The sequence below is a fragment of the Ensifer sp. Root127 genome (genome assembly GCF_001425225.1).
Taxonomy (GTDB): Bacteria; Pseudomonadota; Alphaproteobacteria; order Rhizobiales; family Rhizobiaceae; genus Ensifer; species Ensifer canadensis.
Genome location: NZ_LMDX01000023.1, coordinates 566,331 through 589,023, shown reverse-complemented (window position 1 = coordinate 589,023; position 22,693 = coordinate 566,331). Strand labels below are relative to the sequence as shown.

General features: G+C 61.8%; 20 protein-coding genes. 14 read left to right on the top strand and 6 right to left on the bottom strand.

Features of this window, described 5'->3' with window-relative positions; all coding sequences use genetic code 11:
* The first annotated feature begins 14 nt into the window (after positions 1-14).
* Both ASD03_RS24885 and ASD03_RS24880 read left to right on the top strand, forming a co-directional pair.
* On the top strand, positions 15-764 hold the full coding sequence (locus ASD03_RS24885; protein ID WP_057217143.1) for a glucose 1-dehydrogenase: 750 nt from the start codon (positions 15-17) through the stop codon (positions 762-764).
* A 9-nt stretch (positions 765-773) separates the two neighbouring features.
* Positions 774-2,090, top strand: a complete 1,317-nt coding sequence (locus tag ASD03_RS24880) for an SGNH/GDSL hydrolase family protein (protein WP_063997105.1) — start codon at positions 774-776, stop codon at positions 2,088-2,090.
* Between the two features lie 53 nt (positions 2,091-2,143).
* On the opposite strand, the gene ASD03_RS24875 is transcribed toward ASD03_RS24880, so the two are convergent.
* Together ASD03_RS24875 and ASD03_RS24870 are read right to left on the bottom strand one after the other, a co-directional pair.
* Positions 2,144-2,803: a phytochelatin synthase family protein gene (locus ASD03_RS24875; protein WP_057217238.1), complete on the bottom strand. Its 660-nt coding sequence runs from the start codon at positions 2,801-2,803 to the stop codon at positions 2,144-2,146.
* A gap of 57 nt (positions 2,804-2,860) precedes the next feature.
* Positions 2,861-4,855: a transcriptional regulator gene (locus ASD03_RS24870; RefSeq protein WP_156408073.1), complete on the bottom strand. Its 1,995-nt coding sequence runs from the start codon at positions 4,853-4,855 to the stop codon at positions 2,861-2,863.
* Between the two features lie 135 nt (positions 4,856-4,990).
* On the opposite strand from ASD03_RS24870, the gene ASD03_RS24865 reads away from it, so the two are divergent.
* The 8 genes from ASD03_RS24865 to ASD03_RS24830 all read left to right on the top strand — a co-directional run bounded on the left by ASD03_RS24865 (position 4,991) and on the right by ASD03_RS24830 (position 11,791).
* Positions 4,991-5,836: a class I SAM-dependent methyltransferase gene (locus tag ASD03_RS24865; protein WP_057217139.1), complete on the top strand. Its 846-nt coding sequence runs from the start codon at positions 4,991-4,993 to the stop codon at positions 5,834-5,836.
* 350 nt (positions 5,837-6,186) lie between these two features.
* A complete protein-coding gene (locus ASD03_RS24860) occupies positions 6,187-7,113 on the top strand; it encodes an amino acid ABC transporter permease (RefSeq protein ID WP_025430118.1) in 927 nt (308 codons plus the stop codon).
* Complete coding sequence (locus tag ASD03_RS24855) at positions 7,110-7,874, top strand: amino acid ABC transporter ATP-binding protein (protein ID WP_057217137.1); 765 nt, start codon at positions 7,110-7,112, stop codon at positions 7,872-7,874. The genes ASD03_RS24860 and ASD03_RS24855 overlap by 4 nt, the downstream gene beginning before the upstream one ends.
* A 32-nt stretch (positions 7,875-7,906) precedes the next feature.
* Positions 7,907-8,770, top strand: coding sequence for an ABC transporter substrate-binding protein (locus ASD03_RS24850; protein WP_057217135.1), 864 nt, complete (start codon positions 7,907-7,909; stop codon positions 8,768-8,770).
* Between the two features lie 21 nt (positions 8,771-8,791).
* Positions 8,792-9,565, top strand: a complete 774-nt coding sequence (locus tag ASD03_RS24845; protein WP_156408066.1) for a GntR family transcriptional regulator — start codon at positions 8,792-8,794, stop codon at positions 9,563-9,565.
* 26 nt (positions 9,566-9,591) lie between these two features.
* Positions 9,592-10,332, top strand: coding sequence for a BtpA/SgcQ family protein (locus ASD03_RS24840; protein WP_057217131.1), 741 nt, complete (start codon positions 9,592-9,594; stop codon positions 10,330-10,332).
* A complete protein-coding gene (locus ASD03_RS24835; protein ID WP_057217129.1) occupies positions 10,329-10,847 on the top strand; it encodes an ureidoglycolate lyase in 519 nt (172 codons plus the stop codon). The genes ASD03_RS24840 and ASD03_RS24835 overlap by 4 nt, the downstream gene beginning before the upstream one ends.
* A complete protein-coding gene (locus ASD03_RS24830) occupies positions 10,844-11,791 on the top strand; it encodes a carbohydrate kinase family protein (protein WP_057217126.1) in 948 nt (315 codons plus the stop codon). Before ASD03_RS24835 ends, ASD03_RS24830 begins: the two co-directional genes overlap by 4 nt.
* Before the next feature lie 111 nt (positions 11,792-11,902).
* On the opposite strand, the gene ASD03_RS24825 is transcribed toward ASD03_RS24830, so the two are convergent.
* On the bottom strand, positions 11,903-12,427 hold the full coding sequence (locus ASD03_RS24825; protein WP_057217124.1) for a BA14K family protein: 525 nt from the start codon (positions 12,425-12,427) through the stop codon (positions 11,903-11,905).
* A gap of 392 nt (positions 12,428-12,819) precedes the next feature.
* Between ASD03_RS24825 and ASD03_RS24820 the strand changes: the two genes are divergently transcribed.
* From ASD03_RS24820 to ASD03_RS24810, 3 genes are all read left to right on the top strand, one after another.
* Positions 12,820-14,718 carry a sigma-54-dependent Fis family transcriptional regulator gene (locus ASD03_RS24820; protein WP_057217122.1) on the top strand — a complete coding sequence of 633 codons (1,899 nt, stop codon included), beginning with the start codon at positions 12,820-12,822 and terminating at the stop codon, positions 14,716-14,718.
* Between the two features lie 161 nt (positions 14,719-14,879).
* The gene (locus tag ASD03_RS24815; protein WP_057217121.1) at positions 14,880-15,956 is read left to right on the top strand and encodes a 2,3-butanediol dehydrogenase; all 1,077 of its coding nucleotides are present in this window, start codon (positions 14,880-14,882) and stop codon (positions 15,954-15,956) included.
* A 77-nt stretch (positions 15,957-16,033) separates the two neighbouring features.
* Positions 16,034-17,836: an NAD(P)/FAD-dependent oxidoreductase gene (locus ASD03_RS24810; protein WP_057217119.1), complete on the top strand. Its 1,803-nt coding sequence runs from the start codon at positions 16,034-16,036 to the stop codon at positions 17,834-17,836.
* Positions 17,837-17,952: 116 nt separating this feature from the next.
* Here ASD03_RS24810 and ASD03_RS24805 read toward each other — a convergent pair whose 3' ends face one another.
* The 3 genes from ASD03_RS24805 to ASD03_RS24800 form a co-directional block, all read right to left on the bottom strand.
* On the bottom strand, positions 17,953-19,347 hold the full coding sequence (locus ASD03_RS24805; protein WP_156408065.1) for an FAD-dependent oxidoreductase: 1,395 nt from the start codon (positions 19,345-19,347) through the stop codon (positions 17,953-17,955).
* Between the two features lie 15 nt (positions 19,348-19,362).
* The gene (locus ASD03_RS39315; RefSeq protein ID WP_158268916.1) at positions 19,363-19,740 is read right to left on the bottom strand and encodes a cupin domain-containing protein; all 378 of its coding nucleotides are present in this window, start codon (positions 19,738-19,740) and stop codon (positions 19,363-19,365) included.
* Positions 19,741-19,816: 76 nt separating this feature from the next.
* A complete protein-coding gene (locus ASD03_RS24800; RefSeq protein WP_057217117.1) occupies positions 19,817-21,538 on the bottom strand; it encodes an amidohydrolase in 1,722 nt (573 codons plus the stop codon).
* A gap of 201 nt (positions 21,539-21,739) precedes the next feature.
* Here ASD03_RS24800 and ASD03_RS24795 point away from each other — a divergent pair, with 201 nt between their 5' ends.
* Entirely contained in the window at positions 21,740-22,636 is an 897-nt protein-coding gene (locus ASD03_RS24795) for a helix-turn-helix transcriptional regulator (protein WP_162250537.1), read from the top strand.
* The last annotated feature ends 57 nt before the right edge of the window (positions 22,637-22,693 follow it).

The following is a 22,693-nucleotide window of genomic DNA, read 5'->3' as shown; positions in this document are numbered from 1 at the left end:
GAAAGGATATTTCCATGAACGGACTGAAAGACAAAGTCGTGCTGGTCACCGGCGGCGGACGCGACATCGGCAAGGCTTGCGCCGAGCGACTTGCCAAGGAAGGCGCAAAGGTCGTCGTCACCTATTTCGGCTCCGCGTCAGGCGCCGAGCAGAGCGTCGGCGCGATCAAAGCGGCGGGCGGCAAGGCGGTCGCACTTAGAGCGGACATGACCAATGCGGCGGATGCCCAGGCTGCGGTCGACAAGGCCCTGTCGGAATTCGGCAGGCTTGATGGCCTCGTGCACGTCGCCGGCGGCATCATCGCCCGCAAGACGCTGTCCGAGATGGACGAGGCGTTCTTCCGTGAAGTGATCGACGTCAATCTGACGTCGTTGTTCAACGCAACCAAAGCCGCGGTGCCCGCCATGAATGAAGGCGGCTCGATCGTCACCTTCGCGTCCCAGGCCGGCCGTGACGGCGGCGGTCCCGGCGCCGTCGCCTACGCGACCTCCAAGGGGGCCGTGATGACGTTCACGCGTGGCCTGTCGAAGGAACTCGGCCCGAAGATCAGGGTGAACGCCGTCTGCCCTGGCATGATCTCCACGGCTTTCCACGACACCTTCACGAAACCGGAAGTGCGCGAGCGGGTTGCGGCAGCGACACCGCTCAAGCGCGAGGGACAATCGGCCGAGGTCGCAAGTCTGGTCGCCTTCCTTGTCTCCGACGAGGCTGCCTTCATCACTGGCGCCAGCTACGACGTCAATGGCGGCACGTTCTTCTCGTAGGACCAGAACATGACAGTCACATCTCCGATCCATGGGAGCAGGGTCGCCCTGCTCGGGACCTCGCTCGTCCAGCAGAATCACCAAGCCGGCGAGCGGCATATCCGATCGTCGGCCAGGGGCTGGTCGACATGGGCGGAGGTGCTGACCCATGGCCAGCTCGATATCACCGTCTTCCACGACCCACGCGTACATCCTGGCTGGGAGCCGAGCGGGCGGGTGGGTGACTCGCGCGGCTTCGGTGGCCTTAACGCCGGTGTCTCCGGCCAAAAGGCCCTAGATATCGCCAACCGGATCGACCAGGTCCTTGCGCTTGATTTCGACCTCATCATCGTTGACGCGGGAACCAACGACATGATGGTGGAGACCAAGGAAACCATTCAGGCGATCCGCGAGGCGATCGTGTCCCGCCTGCTCGATGCCGGCAAGCTGGTCATCCTGCTGCCGATCCTTGCCCGCGGGACGCAAAAATGGTCGGCCGGCGGATCGGAGCGTGCCAAGGCGCAATGGATCAACCAGAAGAGCCGTGCCTTCGCGGCGCGAAGACCCCGTTGCCACATCTTCGACTGGAACGGCGCCTGGGTCGACTGGCATAGCGCGGACGGCGTTCCACACGCAGGATTCTCCGATGACGGCACGCATTTTTCCGTGCCGGGCGGTCATGCCGTCGGCAAGGCGTTGGCCGAGTACCTCCGCGGGCTGCTTGCTCCGCACGTTCCCGAACGGTGGGCGCGGGACGATCGTTTCAACCCGGTTCACAATCCCCTCGGAAGTTTTGTTCCCGATCCGCTTCCGGGCAACGCAAAGGCGTTTGCCCGGCCGCCGTCCGATTGCGACGTCACGGCCAGCCGTGCCGTAAGCAGCACCGGTCATCCGGCAGGCTGGCAAGAAATCAGTCTGGAAGGCGGCCATTGCGTCCTGGAGATCTTACCGGAAGGATTCATCAATCCGCTGCCGGCCGGCGCCTGGGTCCGGGCGAGCTGCGCGGTCGAGGTCGACGCACATGACGGCTGGCGGGACATCTCCCTTGTGCTTGAAGACTGTGGCCCGGAAGGTCTGACGGCACAGGCACTTGCACCTTTCGATCTCGGCGACGGCAACCTCGCGTCCTATCCGACCGAGGCATGGTCAGGCATGCTGAGGACACCGCCGATCAAAATCAAAACGCCATCCCAGAGGCTTCGGCTCGCGCTCAACCTGCGCATTGTCTCATCTGGGCGCCCGGCAACGATGCGTTTCTCCACGCCGCTACTACGCCAGGTCGACCCGCCCAGGCCGAACCGATTGACCGGTTCGCCGTCTGCAGGACATTCCCGGTGCCGCGAGTGACTTCGAAGGGACCCGCCTATCCAGACGCGCCCGCTGCGAAAGCGACAACGCGGTCAGGGGCCGATTTGAATCAGGCCTCTTTTGCTATCACCGTCGAGAGTGTCCATGGCCGCGAACAAACGCTCGCGCTCGATGAGCCAGGGCTTGAACTGCTCATTCACGTCCAGGACGAACACCAGATCTTCGGCCTCCAGATATCCCGCCACGGGTGAGTGGTGTCCTGCTCCCGCTCCAAAAATCGTCCTACGATCGAAGTTGATGATGTAGCGACGGTCGGGATCGTTAGCGTGCGTCATGTGCTCACGGAACTGCTCGGCGGTCAGGTTCCGCAGCACGGTGACCTGGCGGCTCGTCTTCTTTCGCGCAAGCTCAGCCAGCTCGTCCAAAGTGAGCCCTATTATGCAGTACCCCGTCCAGCACGTACCTGTTCCGGACAGGACGTCGGCCTCGGTCGTTTCGTCTTCACCGATCGAGCGGAAGCTGTTTGCAAGGCTTGCAGGTCCACACCGCGAACCGTTCGACTGCCACGTGACGCGTTTGTCAAAGGCAGAAGCGACCGGGAGGTTCCAGGCTTTTTCGAGAAGATCTGAACTGCGAATGACAGATGTCTCGATCGCTTTGGGAGCAACGGATGTCTGAGAAGGCACGACGAATGTCGCCGCAACGAGCAAACCCAAGGCGGCCGCAAAGCCAAGCACGACCCGATGTTTCATTGTCTGATCCCACAAGGCAAGGACGATCAGAAACAATGAACCAGGGACAAGATGTCATCAATGGAGGCCGATCTGCCTTGCACCTTCGCGAAACAGCGTCTGCTGTTCGGGCCCCAGATGAAACGCGGTCAGAAAATCGCTCAGGCTGTAACCTGAAAACCGATGGTGGATCGACGCCACGTAGCCACGCCCTTCGTCGAGCCGGCCGATGAGCGCCAGCGATAGCGCCGCGATCGCCAGAATGTGGGCATGGGCATTCGGCCGAGCCGCAGCCTTGACGGCCCAGCCGGCGGCCTCCTCAAAGCGTCCGAGGCGCACGAGTGCCAGCGCCCGGCTTGCCAGCATGCCGAAGAGCAGCGGATCAAATGGACTGAGTTTTCGCGAAAGATCAGCCGCCACAATAGCTGCCTGCGCATCGCCGGACTGAGCCTGGACGAAAGCGAGCGAATAATGACCAAGCGCAAAGCTGGGGCTGAGTTCGACCGCCTGTTCCAGCTCGCCGACGGATTGGTCGTGCAGGCCCCGCAGCCAGAGCGCTCGGCCGATTGCCCAATGCGCGGCCGGGTCGCGATCATCGGCCATCATGCTTTGGCTGGCTGCCCGATACGCGAGCTCGACCTCCACGTCCTGATCCGCCCAGTGCTGGAAGGCGCTTTGAAAATGGGTGAAGGAAAGGCCCGCGTGAGCGCGGGCGAATGTCGGATCGAGGTTTATCGCGGTCTCGAAGAAGTGTTGGGCCTGTTCATTGTTGCTCCTGGTGAAGCGATACATGTGCCAGAGCCCACGGTGATGCGCCTCCCACGCATCGAGAGAACTAGGTGGCTTCAGGATTGCCCGGTTGCTCTCAAGCGATTCGACTTCACGCTCGATGGTGACGACGATCCGGCTGCCGATCTCGTCAAGCAGAAGAAAGGTCTCCGCGGCATCGTACTCGAAGACCTCGGCCCAGACGATACGGGCGCTGTGCGCCTCCGTAAGTTCGACGCAGACGGTGATGCGCCTTCCGAGGCGCTGGAACGAGCCGTTGACGACATAGTCGACGCCGAGCATCCGGCCAGCCTCGTGCGGTGTGTACCGGCGGTCGCGCAGGGCGAACATGGTGCCCTGGGCGATCACGCTGAGGCTTCGCTGTCGGGCGAGCCGTGTGATGATGTCGTGAACGAGCGCATCCGACGACCCACCCGGAATGGCCATCGGCGACGTGTCATCGAAGGGCATGATAGCGATCGAGGCACGGCGATGCGTCTGAGGTGCTGCTGTTTCGCTCGGCGCCGTTTCGGCGACGGGCCCCGGATGCACTATGAACGTCTCGTCAGCCTGAGCCCTGGCCGTGCGCCAGATCTCTCGAAGAGGTTTGCTGTCAACGCCTTCACTATCGAAAAGCTTGGCAGTCGCTGCCAGGTGCTCCTCTCCTTCCCGAACGCGCCCGTCGGCAGCAAGGCTTTGCAGCAGCAGCTCGTGGGGACGAAGGTCAAAGGAGGCAAGGGCAATCCAGCGATCGAGATAGCTGCGCACTTCCTCATGGCCGGCGCGTTGTACGATGTGATCGAGGAGAGCCGCATGGGTATCGCGCAATCGGCGCCGTTGGAAGGCCAGCCAGCTGTCAAATGCCGGGCAGCGCTCAATCGCAAGGCCGTCAAGAAAATCGCCGACAAAAAGATCGGCCAGGGATCGCAACTGTTCCGGTGCAAGCGTCCTGAAGCCGTGTCGATGGGCTGCGGTAACCTCGATCGCATCGACCGAGCAATCCGACAGATCGAGGGCGATCGTATCGCCCTTGGAACGGACGCGCTGCTCACCGATCAGCGACCGGATCTTGCTCAGACACCATCGCAGTTCACCGCGCGGATCGTCGGGAACATCCCACAGAAGGTCGCAAAGCTGAGCCCTGCCAGAGGGATGAGGCGAAAGCGCCAGATAGGCAAGAAGAGCACGCACCTTGCGCGATCCGGGCAACGGCACGTCCACGCCTTCACGGCGAATTGCCAATGGTCCGAGCAGTCGGAGCGTTAACGACGGCATGTCGATCTGCCTTCGCCCGTAAGGTTCCATGGTCATTACCACGCCGGCTCCCACGCCGGTTCCCACGCTCTCTGCCTAAACCAGAAGCCGCGGAAGATCAGATGCTCGAAACAGGCCTGTGACAGACGCACCATGACCCAATCAAACTGCCTTAAGGAGGAAAAAATGTCCACATCCGCAGCTCTAGCCGACCAGAACCACCAGCCTGCCGTCGACTTCGGCGCGCTCAAGGCCCGGCAGCAAAACGCGTGGTCTTCAGGCGATTACGCCGTCGTCGGCACGACCCTGCAAATTGTTGGCGAGAGCCTCTGTGAAGCGCTCGATCTGCGCGCCGGTTCCAAGGTGCTCGACGTCGCCGCTGGCAACGGCAACGGTGCGCTTGCCGCCGCCCGGCGCTGGTGCGACGTCACCGCGACGGATTACGTCCCTGCGCTCCTGGAGCGCGCTCGTGAGCGCGCCAAGGCTGACCGGCTCTCCATCACCTTCCGGGAGGCAGATGCAGAAAACCTGCCCTTTGCCGATCAGTCGTTCGACACTGTGCTCTCGATTTTCGGCGTGATGTTCACGCCCGATCAGGAGCGGGCCGCCGGCGAGCTCCTTCGTGTCTGCAAGCGCGGCGGCTCCATTGGCCTTGCGAACTGGACCCCCGATGGCTTCATCGGGCAGGTGTTCAAGACGATCGGTCGCCATGTCCCACCGCCGGCAGGTGCCCGCTCGCCGGCGCTCTGGGGATCGCGCCCGCGTCTCGAGGAACTGTTCCCGGCCACGTCCGCCTCGGTTGCGGCAATGCCGCGGGAGTTTGTGTTCCGCTACAAGTCGCCCGAGCATTGGCTTGAGGTCTTCCGGACCTTCTACGGCCCTGTTTTGAAGACCTTCGCCGCCCTGGAACCCGCGGGACAGGACGCGCTCGCTACCGATCTGCTGGCGCTCGTTGCACGCTTCAATCGCGCCGATGGCGGCACCATGGTGGTGCCGAGCGAGTATCAGGAAGTCGTTGTTACAAGGCTCTGAGTCAAGGCTATGTTGAACCATGTCACCGCCGCGCACGCGTCTCGATCCGTGCTCGGCGGTGTACATCGAAACGGTCCAACCTTTCGACGATATGTCATCGATGAACCTCCCAAGCGAGCGATCAACGTAACGCCGACGACACTCACCCTCTCACTGGATAGCCCAGCGCCACAAACTGGCTGCTGATGAGGTGCTTCTGTATCGAGCAGCCGCGCGGACGTGCACGCGACCTGTGATCACGTGCCCATTTTCCCGACAACACGCTTGTTTTTCCTTCGGCGGTCGGTCCGCTTGACTCCTCCCTAGAACGCATCTAGTAAGTTGTAGGCCTAACCCTACATTTGGACATCATGACCCGATCAACCTCGAATGCAACTCCCACGCTGTCGCTGACAGACCTGCCAGGTCCGGACGTGCCCATTCGCCGTCTGAGCCATCCTTGGCGCTGGATCAGCGGTGGTGCCGTCATCCTCCTGCTGGCAGTGATCGGTCGCGCCTTTGCGGTTGGTCAAATCCAGTGGACGGTCGTCGGGCAGTTTCTAACGGCCGGCGTCATCATCACCGGTTTCGGCTGGACCCTTTTGATCTCGGCCTGCGCGCTTGCACTTGGCGTGGTCCTCGGCTTCGCCTTCGGGATCATGCGCCTTTCGGAAAATCCAATCCTGCGCTTTGCCGCCTGGCTTTACGTCTGGATATTTCGCGGCACGCCGGTGCTGCTCCAGCTTCTCATCTGGTTCAACATCGCACTCGTCTTTCCCCGTCTCTACATTCCGGGCCTGGTCGACGAGCGCATGGTTGATGTGGTGACGCCCTTTGTCGCTGCCGTTCTTGGTCTCGGCGTCAACGAGGGCTCTTATCTGACGGAAGTGGTGCGCGGCGGAATCTCGTCCGTCGATCGCGGCCAGAAGGAAGCGGCCCACACACTCGGCATGACGCCCGGCCAGACGATGCGGCGCATTATGCTGCCGCAGACCCTTCGGTTGATCCTGCCGGTTCTTGGCAACAGCGCCATCGGCATGCTGAAATTCTCCTCGCTCGCCGCCACGATCGCCATGGGCGAAATGCTGAACGCGGCCCAGCGGATCTACTTCATCAACGGCGCGGTCATCGAGCTGCTGTTCGTGTGCGCCGCCTGGTACCTCGCCGGAACGACGGTCCTTTCCATCGGTCAATATTATCTCGAACGCCATTTCGGCCGCGATGCCGCTGCCGCTGCCAGCAATCGAAGCTGGTTCAAAGGACGGGCGCGGCGTCTCGCCGCTGTGAGGGAAGCATGAGTCTCGCGGTCAAGGCGGTAGGTATCCGCAAGAGTTTCGGCAGCCACGAGGTATTGAAGAACCTCGACCTCGAAGTCGCCTATGGTGAAGTGCTGTGCATCCTCGGCCCCTCGGGCAGCGGTAAGAGCACGTTCCTTCGGTGCATCAACCATCTCGAAACGCCAAACGGCGGTTATGTCTGGGTCGATGGTGCGATCATGGGCTACGCGCTCCATCGCGGCGCCCTACAGGAGCTGCCCGTCAAGCGACTACGCGCACAGCAGAGTCAGCTCGGCATGGTGTTCCAACACTTCAATCTGTTCGCGCATCTGACGGTGCTCGGCAATGTCATCGAAGGGCCGATGGTCGTGCGCGGATTGCGCCGGGCCGAAGCCGAAGCCCGCGCCATGGATCTGCTGGAGCAGGTCGGCATGGCGGCCAAGGCCGAAAGCTATCCGTCGCAGCTTTCAGGCGGCCAGAAACAACGCGTGGCAATCGCCCGGGCGCTCGCCATGGAGCCACGGGTGATGCTGTTCGACGAACCGACCAGCGCGCTCGATCCGGAGCTTGTCGGCGAGGTGCTGGAGGTCATGCGCAATCTGGCGCGCGGCGGTACCACCATGATTGTCGTCACCCATGAGATCGGCTTTGCCCGCGAGGTGGCAGACCGCGTCGTGGTGATGATCGACGGAGAAATTCGCGAGACCGGCGCGCCGGAACAGGTCCTCAGCAACCCCGTTGATCCGCGCGTGCGCACATTCCTCAGCCGCGTTCTGGCCTGAGAAATTTCAGCTTAAAAATGGGAGAACAGAAAATGAAACGACTGCTACCAATAGTTCTGGGACTTGCCTCCACCACATTCATCAGCCTGTGTGTAGCCGGAGGGGGCCATGCCGCGGCCGATGAGAAGCTGGCCGCCGCCCTGCCCGAAGCCGTGCGCGCCGCTGGCAAACTAAACGTCACCATCAGCCTTGCCTATCCGCCGATGGAATACAGCGATGCCGGCTCGACCGACCTGAAGGGTTTCGACATCGATCTCGCCAAGGCCGTCGCCGAGCGCCTCGGCCTGACGGCCGAGTTCCAGAACGTCGAATTCCCGCAGCTCATTCCTCAGGTCGTCACCGGCCGGTCCGACATGATCATGACCGCCTTCTCCGACAAGGTCGAACGCCAGACACAGCTCGATTTCATCGACTACTTCAAGACTGGCAACGTCTTTTATTCCACGGCCGATCAGCAGGGAGAGATCAAGGTTGAAACCGATCTCTGCGGCAAGACCGTGGCCGTGGCGACGGGCACCAGCTGGGTCACATGGGCGGAAAATGTCGGCAAGACCAATTGTGCTGCCGACAAGCCGATCACGGTCATCCAGATCCCCACACAGGCCGAGCACATCATGCAGATCCGCCAAGGCCGTGCACAGGCCTCGGTCATCGGCCTGGAGGGCCTGCTCGATCTGATGAAGCAGGAACCGGGCAAGTTCTACCAGATCGGCAAGGTCGACGAGATCAATTACTACGGCGTCGCCTTTGCCAAGGCGAATGGCCCCTTGCGCGATGCGGTGCTTGCAGCGCTCGAGGCGCTGAAGGCGGATGGTACTTATGCACAGATCCTCGATCGTCATGGCTTGAAAGAAGCTGCCGTGGAAGAGTTCAAGGTGAACGGAACCACGAAGTAACGGAGCCAAACGGAGCCCGCCTTGACCCATCCCTCCATGCCTGACGCCCCCATCGCCGCCGACGACAGATTGTCGAGATTGCGCCTCGATCTCTATTCGAGCGAGCAACTTTACCGGCAGCTCTACCGGGCTCTTCGAGCCGCAATCCTGAGCGGCGATTTTTCCGAGGGGGAAGCCATTCCCTCGGAAAACCAAATGCGTGACCAGTTCGGCATCGCCCGGACCACGGTGCGCAATGCGATGGCGCTTTTGGTGTCGGAGGGACTGGTCCAGCAGGTTCGCGGCCGGGGCACGATCGTTTCGCACCGGCCGATCAGCCACAATATCTGGAACTTCGGCAGCTTTACGGAACTCGCCCGCCGACAAGGCCAACGCCCGACGACGCGGGTACTGGAGCATCGGGTTGAGAACGGTGAACTGTTCCTGGTGCGTGCTCGCGGGCTTGCCAACGGCGAGACCGTCAACTGGCTGAACGTCGATACGTCGCAGCTCGATCTCGCTCTCTATCCAGGCATCGATCGCTACGATTTCGCGGCGCAATCACTCTACGAGGTATTGCGCCGCGACTATGACCGCAGCCCCATTCGCTCGGAATTGCTTTTGACGGTTGTGCCGCCATCCGACCGTTTGCGGGAGGTGTTTGCTCCGGCACACGACGTGCCGGGCTATCTTTGCGCCAGCGGGGATGTGCTCGACGCCGACGATCGGTTGGTCGAACGCACGTCGATCGTCTACTCGCCGGCGGTCCAGATGAAATTCGCCACCCGTTGGGGGCGTGATACCGCGCCGGCCTGATGGCGGCGCGACGCAGGAGAACGAACATGAGCCGCTTCGGCGAGACCTTTACGACGCCAAAACCCATTCTCGGCATGTTGCACCTGGCAGGCGACAGCCCCGAGGGCAAACTCGCCCAAGCCGAGGAAGAAGCCCGCATCATGGCGGGTGAAGGTGTCGATGGATTGGTAGTTGAGAATTATTTCGGCCACGCCGAGGATGTGGAGCGGGTGCTGGAGCGGCTGTTCGGCCTTGATCTCGGCACGCGCATCGGCGTCAATGTGCTACGCGATGATGCGCGCGCATTTGAACTTGCCCGACACTATCCCGTCGCCTTCATCCAGGTCGATTCCGTTGCCGGTCATTTGCCGCCCGAGACGGATGCTCCCTTCGCCGCAGACCTTGCCACCCGCCGTGAAGGCGTCTCGGCGCTGCTGCTCGGGGGCGTGCGGTTCAAATATCAACCGGTCCTGTCCGGCAGGCCGGAAGCAGAGGACGTGCGCATCGGCGCCTCGCGTTGCGACGGCCTCGTGGTGACCTCCGATGCGACGGGCCGGCCGACCGACATGGACAAGGTGGCGCGTTTCCGTGCCGCAACCGGGGGTGGTGTACCGCTACTGATCGGAGCCGGCCTTACCGAGGCCAATGCCGCCGAACAGCTTGCCCACGCAGACGGCGCCGTCGTCGGAAGCTGGTTCAAGCACGACCATAAGGACACCGGCCGGGTTGAAGCGGCCCACGTCGCCGGCTTGATGCGCGTCGTGCGTGCTGCCAGGAGTGCCGCATGAGCGCTCCGGATGCCGTCCTCGCCCGGCCGGTGACCGCCGAGAACTTTTCGCGGTTCGGTACGACCTACAACCTGACCGACGATTTAGATCCCAAGGCGATATGGACAGCGGGCGACGGCTGGCGCGACGGGTTCACCGCCGCACCGCTGATTGAGGGCTCTGGCCACCTTGGCATCACGCGCGGCGGCGGCGGACCATGGCTCTGCGCGACAATGGAGCGGCACCTGGGAACCGAAGAGGCGCTGTTCTGCGCATCGCAATCGATCGTGCTGGCCGTCGCGCCCGCATCCGACGCAGAGGCACCGCATCGCGATGACCTTGAAGCATTCGTGATTGCGCCGGGGCAAGTGGTAGTGATGCATCGTGGCGTCTGGCACGACGCTTGCCGCGGCGTTTCGGGCCCTGCGCCCTACTATTGGATGGCAATATGTGGCCTCGGTGAAAGCCCCTGGGTCCCTGTGGCTGGCGGACCACGCCTGATCAAGGCGGCCAACCAGGAAGGACTGAGCGCATGACAACCTTTTTCATCGGTGACGTGGCGCTCGACGAATATTACACCGCCGATCGCTGGCCGGGCCGTGCGGACAAGGGCATGGTCGCCGAACTGCCGGCGGAAACCGGCGGCTCTATCGCCAACGCCGCTGTGGTACATGCGGCACTGGGCGGCCGAACGCAGTTCATCTCATTGCTCAACGACAGCCCGCTGTCAAAACGGCTGATTGCCGACCTCGTGGAGAACGGCGTCGGCGTCAGCCACATGCTGACCGACCCTGCTATTCCCGAATCGCGCAACCTGATCTTCCTGGTCGATGGCGAGCACATCGTGCTGACTGTTGAGATGGGCGAACAACCGATGTGGCTGTCACCGGACAGTTTGACGGCGCTGCGTCAGCCCGGATTGATGTATACGACCCTCTATCGTGTCCGCCGGCTGCACGTGCGGACGGAAAGCGGCATTCTGAAACAGGCCGGACTTCTGGCCGACCTGCGCCAGCACGGGCGCCGCGCCATCTTCGATCTCGACGTCGGCGGCTGCACGCCTGAGGACATGCCCTATCTCAAAGGTGCGGCGGTGGTCATCTTCAACCAGGTCGGCTTCCGTACCGCCTTCGGCCATGAAGACCTGTCGTGCATCGGAGACTGGATGCGCGATCATGACATCGACTGGGTGGTGCGCACGCTGGCGGCCGAGGGCGCAGAGGCGCGTAACGGTGACACGATACTGCGCGCTAGCGGGTTTCCCGTCGATGTCGTCGACGTGACTGGCGCTGGCGATACCTTTGGCGGCGCGCTGACCTGGTGTCTTGAACAGAACCAACCCTTTGCCGATGCCTTGAACTTCGCCGTGGCTGCCGCAGCCCGCTCAGTCACCGTCCATGGTCCCCGCGGCGGCAAGGCCAACGCCGACGAAATCCTTCGCTGGTGCGATGACAGAACCCGGCACCGGCCGCGCCATTGAGCGCGGATTTCGATGATATATCGTCCCGGGCGACGGTACAGATTGCTTGCCAGCAGTCCAAACCCGTCCAGATAGCGGATGAATCCGTTTAACGGCGTACCTCAACCGCGCTCAATAGTAAGGTGAGACGCACGCTTGTCGCGGACCGTAATAGGGCTGGAATGTATCGTCGTATGCCCTATAGGAACGGTAGCGCGCGTAGCACCAGCGCATATGTGCACTGCCGCCGCCGTAGACTTGGCGGTAGTAGCGTGGCGCATAATAGCGTGGCGCATAATAACGCTGCCGGTAGTAGTTCCCGCCATAGTAGTTCCCGCCATAGTAGTTATTGCCGTAGTAGTTCCCGCCGTAGTAACCGGGGCCATAATATCTGGGTTGAGCCAGCAGCCCGCCGATAACGGCGCCGGCGGCAAGCCCACCCAGTGCCCAAGCCCAATCGTCACCACCACCGTTGTGATGATGTCCGTGGTTGTACCCGCCGTAGCCGCCGTAGCCGCCGCGATATCGCCTGTACTGAACCAGCTGGGCTTGCGGCGCCTCAATCCCTGGCGCGGCAATTGTGGGAAATGCCATGACCGGCGGAGCGCTTGTCAGCGCAGTCGCAAGCGACAAGGCAACGATTGCAAACCTTTTCATTGGCTTCACCTTTCCTCTGCAGCGCCACACGTCGAATTCGGCGCGCAAAGGACACTGCAGTCCTTTAAATCGCGGCCTAATTCTACCCTAAAATCGAACTTGAGTTGAGGAATTATATATCGGCCGGAAAGCATCCCGTTCCGCTCACGGACGCTTGAATGAAATGCTTCGAATGCGGGAATGCCTGCCTTCTCCGCAAACCCTGGAAGGTGCCCCGCTTCAACAGCTACCGGTCGCGCTGAGACCCGTTCGCACGCAGTTTGTGTTTTCGACCAGGCGATCGCGCTCAAACTGAACGAAATGTCCGCCGGCCCTTTACAAAGCCGTTTCGCCATGGACACATTCGCGTTCGGAGGAATGGAGGAGCGTGGCAGCAATGCCATTGAAGTTCCATGGTTTCACATTCTGAACATGTCCGCGAGATCGAGCGGGTGGGACAGGGCCTGGCAACGGGACGCGACGACATTGTCGTCAAGTCGTGGCTGCGGTGCCTTGATCAGCACAAGCTGGATCCAGCGCAGACATGCGAAGCCTACATCCTGCCTGAACAGCGCCTTCGCGAGCATCGGCAGGAAGCCGAGGACCTTATCAGGATCGCGCGGTCAGGCCTTGAAAACCTCTACAACCAGGTCGCCGGACAGAACTACGTTCTGCTGCTCTCCGACAGGAAAGGCGTGACAGTCGAATTTCTGGGCGATCCTTCCTTCGACAACAACCTGCGCCGGGCCGGCCTCTACCTTGGATCCGACTGGGCCGAAGCGCGGGCGGGTACCTGCGCCGTCGGCGCCTGTCTCGAGACCGGAGAAGCCTTGACGATCCACCAGAGCGACCATTTCGACACAACGCATACGCCGCTCTCCTGCACCGCAGCGCCGATCTACGATACAGAAGGCGGGCTTTCGGCCGTTCTCGACATTTCTCTGCTCAGCTCTCCAATCCTGAAGGCAAGCCAAAACCTTGCGCGCCACCTTGTGGCCGCCACCGTGCGTCGTATCGAGCTCGCCAACCTGATGGCTCGGACGCGCCATGAATGGGTGCTGCGCTTTGCCCGCGCGCCCGAGTTTCTCGACGTCGATCCTGAGGCGGCGATCTCGATCGACGGCCGCGGCCACATCATCGGCATGACCCATGGCGGCGCACGGATCCTGGCGCGTTCGGCCGGGCTCGACTGGCGTGACCCGCAAAACCTCATCGGGCAACCGATGTCCCGTTTCTTCGATATCGGGGTTGATGGCCTGGTGGAGTTGACCCGTCGCAGGCCGACTGAGGAACGGCTTCTGACCGCGCGTGACGGAAATGCTCTCTTTGCCCACGCGATCGAACCGCAGTTTCCTGTCGGCCGGTCGGCCGGCAAGATCGCAACGGCCTCGCCCTCTCGACGGCTCGGCGGCCAGGTGCCGGTGATCGCAGCTCTTCAGGATCGGATCACCAAACTCGCGCCGACCGCATTGCCGGTCCTCATCCAGGGCGAGACCGGTTCGGGCAAGGAGCACCTCGCCCGAACAATCCATGACTGCAGCGGCCTCAAGGGTAAGTTCGTTGCGATCAATTGTGCCGCGTTGCCCGAGCATCTGATCGAGAGCGAACTCTTCGGCTATCTGCCCGGCGCCTTCACCGGGGCATCGCCCAAGGGGCGCAAGGGCCTGATAGAACAGGCCGACGGCGGAACCCTCTTCCTCGACGAGATCGGCGACATGCCCCTCACCCTGCAGACAAGATTGCTACGGGTCGTGGCGGAACGGGAGATCCTGCCGATTGGCGGGCAGGAACCGAAATCGGTGAACCTGCGCATCGTCTCGGCAACGCACCGGCCGCTGCAGCAACTGGTGCAGGAGGGGCGCTTCCGCGAAGACCTGTTCTATCGTCTGAATGCCGTCGTGTTCCATATGCCGCCGCTTCGCGATCGGGCGGATTTCGAATGGCTGCTCGCGACACTCCTCGAAAAACACCGCACCGAGGAGCGACCTTTGCACATCTCGTCGGACGCGCTGGCCGCGCTGAAGGCGCATGGCTGGCCCGGGAATATTCGCGAGCTGGACAACGTTCTCGCGGTCGCCGCTGCCGTCTGCGACGAAAACAGGATTGAACTCGGCGATCTGCCGGAACACCTCACGGCGACAGGCAAGACTGAAGGTCTTTCCCAAATCGGAAAGACCGATGACGGCACGGCGCTCGAGATCATGCTCTCATCCTGCGGCTGGAACATCTCCGAAGCGGCCCGACGCCTGGGTGTCGACCGCTCCACCGTCCATCGTCAGATCAAGCGCCACCGGCTGCGCGCCAAGCACTAGCATGCAACAGGTGTGGCACCACACCTGTTGCATCCGCCTCAGGTGGACGATGCCCACCAGGTCGAGCTACGCCATTGATTAGCAACGATATTCAAACCTGACCCAGCCCTGGCACGCCCCTTGCTCCGTACTGTCGCAACAAAAGGCAGAACGGAGGAAACATGCGCGCACTCAGATTTCATGCAGCCAGGGATCTGCGGCTTGAACAGATCTCGCCACCCGATCGCAATCCGGGGCCAGGCCAGGTCCTCATCCGCAATCGCTTTGTCGGCATCTGTGGCACGGACCTGCACGAATACGCCTATGGCCCGATTTTCATTCCAAGCGAACCGCACCCGTTCACCGGCGCGCGGGCGCCACAGATTCTCGGGCACGAGTTCGGTGGCATCGTCGAGGCGATCGGCGACGGCGTAAACACCATTGCGGTCGGAGACAGGGTATCCGTTCAACCGCTGATCATGCCGCGATCCGGCGACTACTTTGCCGATCGCGGTCTTTACCACCTCAGTACCGACCTCGCCTTGGCGGGCCTCAGCTGGCAGTGGGGCGGGATGGCGGACTATGCCACGCTCAACGAATACAACGTCCAGAAGATCCCCGATGCGATGAGCGACGAGGAGGCAGCCCTTGTCGAACCGACTGCGGTTGCCGTCTATGCCTGCGATCGTGGTGGCGTGACGGCGGGAAGCAGCGTGCTCGTTACCGGTGCCGGACCAATCGGCATCCTGACATTGCTGGCGGCGAGGGCAGCCGGCGCCGCACAATTGTTCGTCTCCGACATCAACGATGCGCGGCTCGATTTCGCAATGTCGATCCTGCCCGATCTGATCACGATCAATCCCAAACGGGACAATCCCGGCGACATCGTTCGGGCGACCTCGGAAGGCAAGGTCGGTTGCGATGTCGCGATCGAATGCGTCGGCAACGAACATGCGCTGAAAGCCTGCGTCGATGCCGTGCGCAAGCAGGGTGTCGTCGTGCAAACGGGTCTGCATCCGCACGAGAACCCGCTCGACTGGTTCCAGGTGACCTTCAAGGACATCGACCTGCGCGGATCCTGGGCCTACCCGACCCACTACTGGCCGCGCGTCATCCGGCTGATCGCATCGGGTCTGCTTCCGGCCGCCAAGGTTGTGACGAGCACCATCACGCTCGACCGGGCCGTTGCCCAAGGCTTCGACGCCTTGCTCGATCCGGCCGGCAAGCAACTGAAGATCCTGATCGACCTTACAAAATGATCATCCGGGCACGCCGGGGAAGGAGGAGCTTCCCCGGCGTTTGCCACCTGACACTCGAGCAACACGGAGGAGATACCATGCTTGAAGACAGCCCCAACACGAAGATAGACGCAGCCCTTGCCAAGCTCGGCAAGGCGCTGGAGCGCGGAGATGTCGAAGCCGCGGTCAACCTGTTCCAGGCTGACTGCTATTGGCGAGACCTGGTCACGTTCACCTGGAACCTGCGCACGATGGAGGGCCACGACCAGATCCGCGACATGCTGACAAGGCAACTGAAAACAATCAAACCATCGCGATTTCGCCAGGATGAGAAGGAACTGGCAAGCGACGGCGACGGCATCACGCAGGGCTGGTTCGAATTCGAAACGGATGTTGCGCGTGGCTATGGCCATATCCGTCTGAAGAATGGCCTGATCTGGACGCTGTTGACGACGATGAGCGAGCTCAAGGGGCATGAGGAACCCAAGGGTCTGAAGCGACCGATGGGGGCGGAACACGGCCACGACCCCAATCGCAAGACCTGGAGCGAAAAGCGCCAGGCGGAAGCCGGCGGGCTCGGCTACGAGACGCAGCCCTACGTCGTCATCATCGGCGGCGGCCAGGGCGGCATTGCGCTCGGTGCGCGCCTACGCCAACTCGGCGTACCTACGATCATCATCGAGAAGAACGAGCGACCCGGCGACAGCTGGCGCAAGCGATACAAGTCACTCTGCCTGCACGACCCCGTCTGGTACGACCACCTTCCCTACATCCCCTTCCCGGAGAACTGGCCGGTCTTTGCGCCGAAGGACAAGATCGGCGACTGGTTGGAGATGTACACCAAGGTGATGGAGCTCAACTACTGGAACTCGACCACCTGCAAATCCGCTTCCTATGATGAGGACAAGCAGGAATGGACCGTCGTTGTCGAGCGCGATGGCGAGGAAGTGGTGCTGAAGCCCAAACAACTTGTGCTCGCCACGGGCATGTCCGGCAAGGCCAACGTTCCCAAATTCATGGGACAGGAGATTTTCAGGGGCGAGCAGCAGCATTCCTCCCAACATCCGGGCCCCGACGCTTACAAGGGCAAGAAGGTGGTGGTGGTCGGGGCCAACAACTCGGCGCACGACATTTGCGCCGCACTGTGGGAGGCGGGCGCCGACGTCACCATGGTCCAGCGCTCCTCGACCCACATCGTACGATCGGATTCGCTGATGGAGATCGGGCTCGGCGACCTCTATTCCGAGCGGGCGGTTGCGGCCGGCATGACGACACGCAAGGCAGACCTCATCTTCGCCTCGCTGCCCTATAGGATCATGCACGAGTTCCAGATCCCGCTCTACGACAAGATGCGCGAGCGCGACGCCAAGTTCTACGCGGATCTCGAAAAGGCGGGCTTCATGCTCGACTGGGGCGCCGACGGCTCCGGCCTGTTCATGAAATACCTACGCCGCGGCTCGGGATATTACATCGATGTCGGTGCCTGCGACCTCATCATCGACGGCTCGATCAAGCTGAAATCCGGCTCAGACGTTGATCACCTGACCGAAACGTCGGTGGTACTCAAGGACGGCACGGAGCTACCGGCGGATCTCGTCGTCTATGCCACCGGCTACGGCTCGATGAACGGCTGGGCGGCCGATCTCATCAGCCGCGAAGTTGCCGAAAAGGTCGGCAAATGCTGGGGTCTGGGCTCCGACACGCCAAAGGACCCCGGACCGTGGGAAGGCGAGCAGCGCAACATGTGGAAGCCGACACAGCAGGAAGCCCTCTGGTTTCACGGCGGCAACCTGCATCAGTCACGGCACTATTCGCAGTACCTCTCGCTGCAATTGAAAGCCCGACAAGCCGGCATCGAAACGCCGGTCTACGGCTTGCAGGAGCGCCATCACCGCGGCTGACGCCTTGAGGATTGGCCGGAGCCAGTCTTCGGCCAATCCCGTCCATCGCTTGCGCTACATAAAAATCAGGCAGGCCCAGGCGTTCGCGAGCTGAGCCCTATCTAGAGGATTGCCACTCAACTCAACGGAAAGCCCATTGCCGAAACCAGCCTGAGCCACGGCTTGCGCCATCCGCCCTTTTGGTCGGCCGTATCGAGCGCATACATCGTGACCTGGGCCCCGAGCCAGCGGAAGGGTTCCGGCGGCACGACGTTGGGCAGCTGCGTTGCGAAATCCAGCCTGCTCTCCGAAGTCTTCGAGCCGTCGAGAATGTCGAGCGCTATGCGTGCGCCGAACCTCGACGCGGAGACCCCAAAACCCGAGTAGCCGCCGGCATAAACCACCTTGCCTGCGTGGTATCTCTGGAAATGCACCGCCATGCGTGTGCTGAGATCGATCGGGCCGCTCCAGGCATGCGTGAAACGGTGGCCCTGCAACTGCGGAAACGTATCGAAGAACGCGGCCGCCAGCGGCTCATAGGTCTCGACGTCGCTATCCACGCTTGGCGACGTCGTGCCCGCGAAGGCATAGCCGAGCCTTCCCCCGAAGATGATCCGGTTGTCTTTCGTCAGGCGCATATAGTTCATCTGGGTCCGGGTATCGTAAACACCCTGCCGGTTCTTCCAGCCGACCGACGCCAGCTGTTGCTCAGACAACGGCTCGGTCGCGAGCACCCGATCTCTGACGGCGACAACACGGCGCTTGATGCCGGGATGGCCGGAAGCGAATGCGTTGGTGGCCAGCAGCACCTTTGGCGCGGTCACCGAGCCGAAGGGCGTCTTGACCTTGATCTTGGGCCCGACCTCATCGAGCGCCAGCAACTCCGTATTCTCAAAGATCTCAACGCCGAGAGAAAGGGCCGTTCGTTTCAAACCCCAGGCGAGCAAGGCCGGGTGCACCGTGCCGCTGATATCCTTTGACCAGATCCCCGCCTTGTAGCGCGGCGATCCGATCTGCGCCTGGACCGCGTCCTGATCTAGAAACACGGCCTGATGGCCATATTGAAGGTGCAGTTCATGCTCCCTGCGAAGAGCTTCGAGATGGTCTGCATCCACGGCAACGGTCAGTTCGCCGCCCCACTCGGCGTGGCAGTCGATACCATGGTCGAAAATGGTCTGCATGAACCCATGCATGTTTTTCTTGCCCAACCGCTCCAGCTCGGCGATGTCGTTGGGGAACACGCGCACCGCATTGGACAGGCCGTGCATCACCGACGTGGAGACGACGCCGCCCGGGCGACCGGAAGCGCCGTTTGCGACGGTGCTCTTTTCGATCAGCACCACATCGAGATCGGGTTGCGCCTGTTTGGCCTGGATTGCGCCCCAGAGGCCAGTGAAACCGCCACCGACGATCAGCAGATCAGCCTTTCGATGGGCCGTCAGCGGCGGCAGCGCCTCGGGAGCATCCGGCCGATCCAGCCAGAACGGCGACATCTTCACGTCGGCAAGCGACGCTACCGACGGTCGTTGCATTGGGTGTGCCATAGGTCACCCGTCAGTCTTTGCTGTATGCAAGACGTAGACTTTGCGCATCGTCTCCAGCACCTCGAACCGGACCTCAACCCCCTGCGGCAGCAGGTAGCTTTCGCCGGCTTGGAACGTCTCCACCGATCCGTCCGGGCTGGTGATCGAGACTTTTCCCGAGAGGATGACGCTGTACTCCACCCCGTCAGGGTAGGAGAGCATTTCGGCATAGGGCGTCGATTGCCATGTACCGACGACGATCGAGCCGTCGGCGCTCTCGAAGTGGACATCGCCCATCTCGTCGGCAAAACCCGATAGGATCGCTTCGACGGGCACGACGCTGCACTTTTCCAACTCGCGCAGGCCGACGCCATTGCGATCGATTTTCATTACCTTGGACATGTATGCTCCTGAATGCATGGTCAGTGGTTGGCGGGACGGGAGGCTGCCCGGCCCCGCCGGATGCGGTTTGGGGCTGCTATTTCGCCCGATAGACTTCCGTTCCGGCGACATAGGTCGCCTCGACATGCCGCTTGCGAATGGACCGGTCGACGGGGTCGGGAAGCTTGGCGTCGAGCACGACGAAGTCTGCCCATTTGCCGGTCGAAATCGAGCCGATCTCATTGGCCCACGGCGTCATGTTGGCGCCGGCCTGGGTGTAGGCGAACAGGGCCTCGTCAAAAGTGACCGCCTGCTCGGGGTGCCATGGACCATCGCCGAGCCCGAACGGGCTTTCGCGGAAAACGGCATCGTTGATCTGGGTCAGTGGGCTGAGCGGCGATGTCGCCCAGTCGGATCCGAACACGACGGGAACCTTGTGCTGCAGCATCGACTTCCAGACATAGGCATGGCTTTCGCGCTCATGGCCTACCCGCTCGGTGATGTATTTTCCGATCGTGCCGGTTGCGTGGTTCGGTTGCATCGACGCGACGATGCCGAGCTTCTTGAAACGCTCGATATCGGGCGGAGAGATGATTTCGATATGCTCGACGCGATTGGGGTATTTGCCGGGTGACTGTCCCTTTTCGAATGCGTTCAGCGTCATCTGCACGCCGGCATCGCCAATCGCGTGGACGGCGGTCGGGAAACCGTTGTCGTTGGCAGCCTTGATCAGTGCGCTGAGATCAGCCTCCGACTGGAAGGGCTCTCCCTTCCATCCCGTGCGATCCGAGTAGTTTTCAAGCAGGTAGGCCGTGTGGGTCGACAGCACCCCGTCGACGACCGACTTGGCGTAACCGACCGTCAGGAGTGGCCCCTTCACCTTGGTCTCGCCGCTGGCAGCCACGCGGCTGTCGACGGTCTCACGATCCTTTGCCGCCGCCGGAATATTTGCAGCCTTGTCCTCGAAGAAACCGTACCAGACCCGCAATGACAGGTTCTTGTCCTCGACGAGTTTCAGATAGTCGTAGACAGCGGCGATGGACGACATGTCATGAACGCCGGTCAGGCCGACGCTGTTGGCAAACTTCACGGTCTGCAGCAGCGCTTCGGCGCGTTCCTTGTCGGAATAGGCCGGCTTCTTGTTGGTGATGAGGTCGCCAGCGCCTTCTAGCAGGATCCCGGTCGGATCTCCGGTCTTGGCGTCGACGACGATCTCGCCCCCGGCGGGCACCTCGGATTTCGCGGTGACGCCGCCGATTTCCAATGCCTTGGTGTTCACCCAGATCGAGTGGAAATCGATATCGCGCAGAACGACGGGGCGATCCTTGACCACGGCGTCGATGTCTTCCTTCGTCGGAAGCTCGCCCTCCTTCAGCGTATAGTCCCAACCGCCTCCGGTGATCCACACGCCTGGCGGCAGGCGTTCATCCGCCTCCTTGATCTTCTTCAGCCACGTTTCCTTGTCTGGGATGTAGGAGAGATCGACGCCAGTGACGTAGTCCGTGCCGCTTGTCAGATGCGTATGTCCATCGATGAAGCCGGGCGTGACAGTCTTACCGCCGAGATCGAGCACCGTGGTCTTGCCATCGGCGAGCGACCGGATCTCGGCGCTGGTGCCGACCGCCACGAACTTTCCGCCCTCGACGGCAAAGGCTTCCGCTCGAGGCGTATTCGGATCGACGGTCCGCACGTCGCCATTGACGGCGATAAGGTCGGCAGCTGCATTCGCAACCGTCGACGATGATCCGGCCGCAAGCGCGGCGAGCATGGTGCCAGCCAGAAGCTGGTGCAGCAGAACAGGTGATTTCTTGGTGCGCACGTCTTTCCCTCCCGAGGTCCGAACAGATGAAGCGGATGCATGGAGTAAGCGGCAATGCGGCCGGATGCGGAATACTCCAAAGGGCTAGGTTCGCCGATCGGCGGTTGGCGCGGGCGTTCCGACCATGTCCGCAACAGGCCATGGCCATGTCTTGCGGCCGTTTCGAAACTCACCTACGCTCGCGCGAGGGAGGACATTTTCATGAACGGGTGTATCGCGACGAGCGAGCCAGGCACGGTTACGCAGTCGCCTGCAATCAATGAACTGGCAATGTCACTGATCGGCAATATCGGTCGACTTGATTTCCAGGAGCGCTTGACTGAGGCACTGAAGCAGCACGTTTCCGTGGATGCGGGGCTGATCCTGCTCTATCGCGGCGACAGTGCGCCGAAGATACTCTTCAACGATTGGCAGACGCATCGCGGCCTGTCCGACATCCGGCATTACCTTCAGGGCCCCTACCGGCTCGATCCGTTCTATCAACTCGCTGTCGAGAACGAAGATGACGGGCTTTATCGCCTGAGCCAGATCGCGCCTTCGTTCGATCGAACCCAGTACTACCGCGAATACTACCAGCATTCCGGACTTCATGACGAGTTCAACTTCATCGTCAGCCTCGACGATGCCTCGAAGATCGCGATCTCTCTCGGCCGCAAGCGGTCGAGCATCGCGTTCAGCGCACAGGAAGTGCAACTGCTCGAGAGCCTCGCTCCGATCCTGCGCACGGCAGTCATCCGCCATTTCCGCGACCTCAGACCCGAGACGCTTGATGGCGAGGCTTCCGCGTTGCAGAAGGCGCTTGCCCAGGCGATAGGCAATTTCGGCCGCAGCGTCCTGACGGAGCGCGAATGCCAGGTCGCTCAGCTCGTTCTGCGCGGCTACTCCGTCAAAGGGGCTGCGGCGCGACTCGGCATCTCGCCGGCAACAGTGAAGCTCCACCGCCGAAATCTCTACTCGAAGCTGGATATCACGTCACAAACGGCGCTGTTTGCGTTGTTCATAGATGCAGTCTCTTCGGCCAGGAACGTCTACGAAGACCCGCTATCCGGCTACCTCGCCAAGCGCGGGCAGCTCACGGGCGAACTTGCCTGCAACTGACGGATGTCCGTTGCAGGCGACTGAGGCCTTATTAACGCTATGGGCTCCGCCACCGGA

Bases quoted from the DNA above. Each gene is read 5' to 3' on its own strand.
- ASD03_RS24830 (WP_057217126.1), top strand. From the start codon at position 10,844: ATGACAACCTTTTTCATCGGTGACGTGGCGCTCGACGAATATTACACC.
- ASD03_RS24860 (WP_025430118.1), top strand. From the start codon at position 6,187: ATGACCCGATCAACCTCGAATGCAACTCCCACGCTGTCGCTGACAGAC.
- ASD03_RS24805 (WP_156408065.1), bottom strand. From the start codon at position 19,347: ATGCAACGACCGTCGGTAGCGTCGCTTGCCGACGTGAAGATGTCGCCG.
- ASD03_RS24875 (WP_057217238.1), bottom strand. From the start codon at position 2,803: ATGAAACATCGGGTCGTGCTTGGCTTTGCGGCCGCCTTGGGTTTGCTC.
- ASD03_RS24810 (WP_057217119.1), top strand. From the start codon at position 16,034: ATGCTTGAAGACAGCCCCAACACGAAGATAGACGCAGCCCTTGCCAAG.
- ASD03_RS24820 (WP_057217122.1), top strand. From the start codon at position 12,820: ATGGTTTCACATTCTGAACATGTCCGCGAGATCGAGCGGGTGGGACAG.
- ASD03_RS24870 (WP_156408073.1), bottom strand. From the start codon at position 4,855: ATGGAACCTTACGGGCGAAGGCAGATCGACATGCCGTCGTTAACGCTC.
- ASD03_RS24855 (WP_057217137.1), top strand. From the start codon at position 7,110: ATGAGTCTCGCGGTCAAGGCGGTAGGTATCCGCAAGAGTTTCGGCAGC.
- ASD03_RS24835 (WP_057217129.1), top strand. From the start codon at position 10,329: ATGAGCGCTCCGGATGCCGTCCTCGCCCGGCCGGTGACCGCCGAGAAC.
- ASD03_RS24880 (WP_063997105.1), top strand. From the start codon at position 774: ATGACAGTCACATCTCCGATCCATGGGAGCAGGGTCGCCCTGCTCGGG.
- ASD03_RS24840 (WP_057217131.1), top strand. From the start codon at position 9,592: ATGAGCCGCTTCGGCGAGACCTTTACGACGCCAAAACCCATTCTCGGC.
- ASD03_RS24885 (WP_057217143.1), top strand. From the start codon at position 15: ATGAACGGACTGAAAGACAAAGTCGTGCTGGTCACCGGCGGCGGACGC.
- ASD03_RS24850 (WP_057217135.1), top strand. From the start codon at position 7,907: ATGAAACGACTGCTACCAATAGTTCTGGGACTTGCCTCCACCACATTC.
- ASD03_RS39315 (WP_158268916.1), bottom strand. From the start codon at position 19,740: ATGTCCAAGGTAATGAAAATCGATCGCAATGGCGTCGGCCTGCGCGAG.
- ASD03_RS24825 (WP_057217124.1), bottom strand. From the start codon at position 12,427: ATGAAAAGGTTTGCAATCGTTGCCTTGTCGCTTGCGACTGCGCTGACA.
- ASD03_RS24865 (WP_057217139.1), top strand. From the start codon at position 4,991: ATGTCCACATCCGCAGCTCTAGCCGACCAGAACCACCAGCCTGCCGTC.
- ASD03_RS24795 (WP_162250537.1), top strand. From the start codon at position 21,740: ATGAACGGGTGTATCGCGACGAGCGAGCCAGGCACGGTTACGCAGTCG.
- ASD03_RS24815 (WP_057217121.1), top strand. From the start codon at position 14,880: ATGCGCGCACTCAGATTTCATGCAGCCAGGGATCTGCGGCTTGAACAG.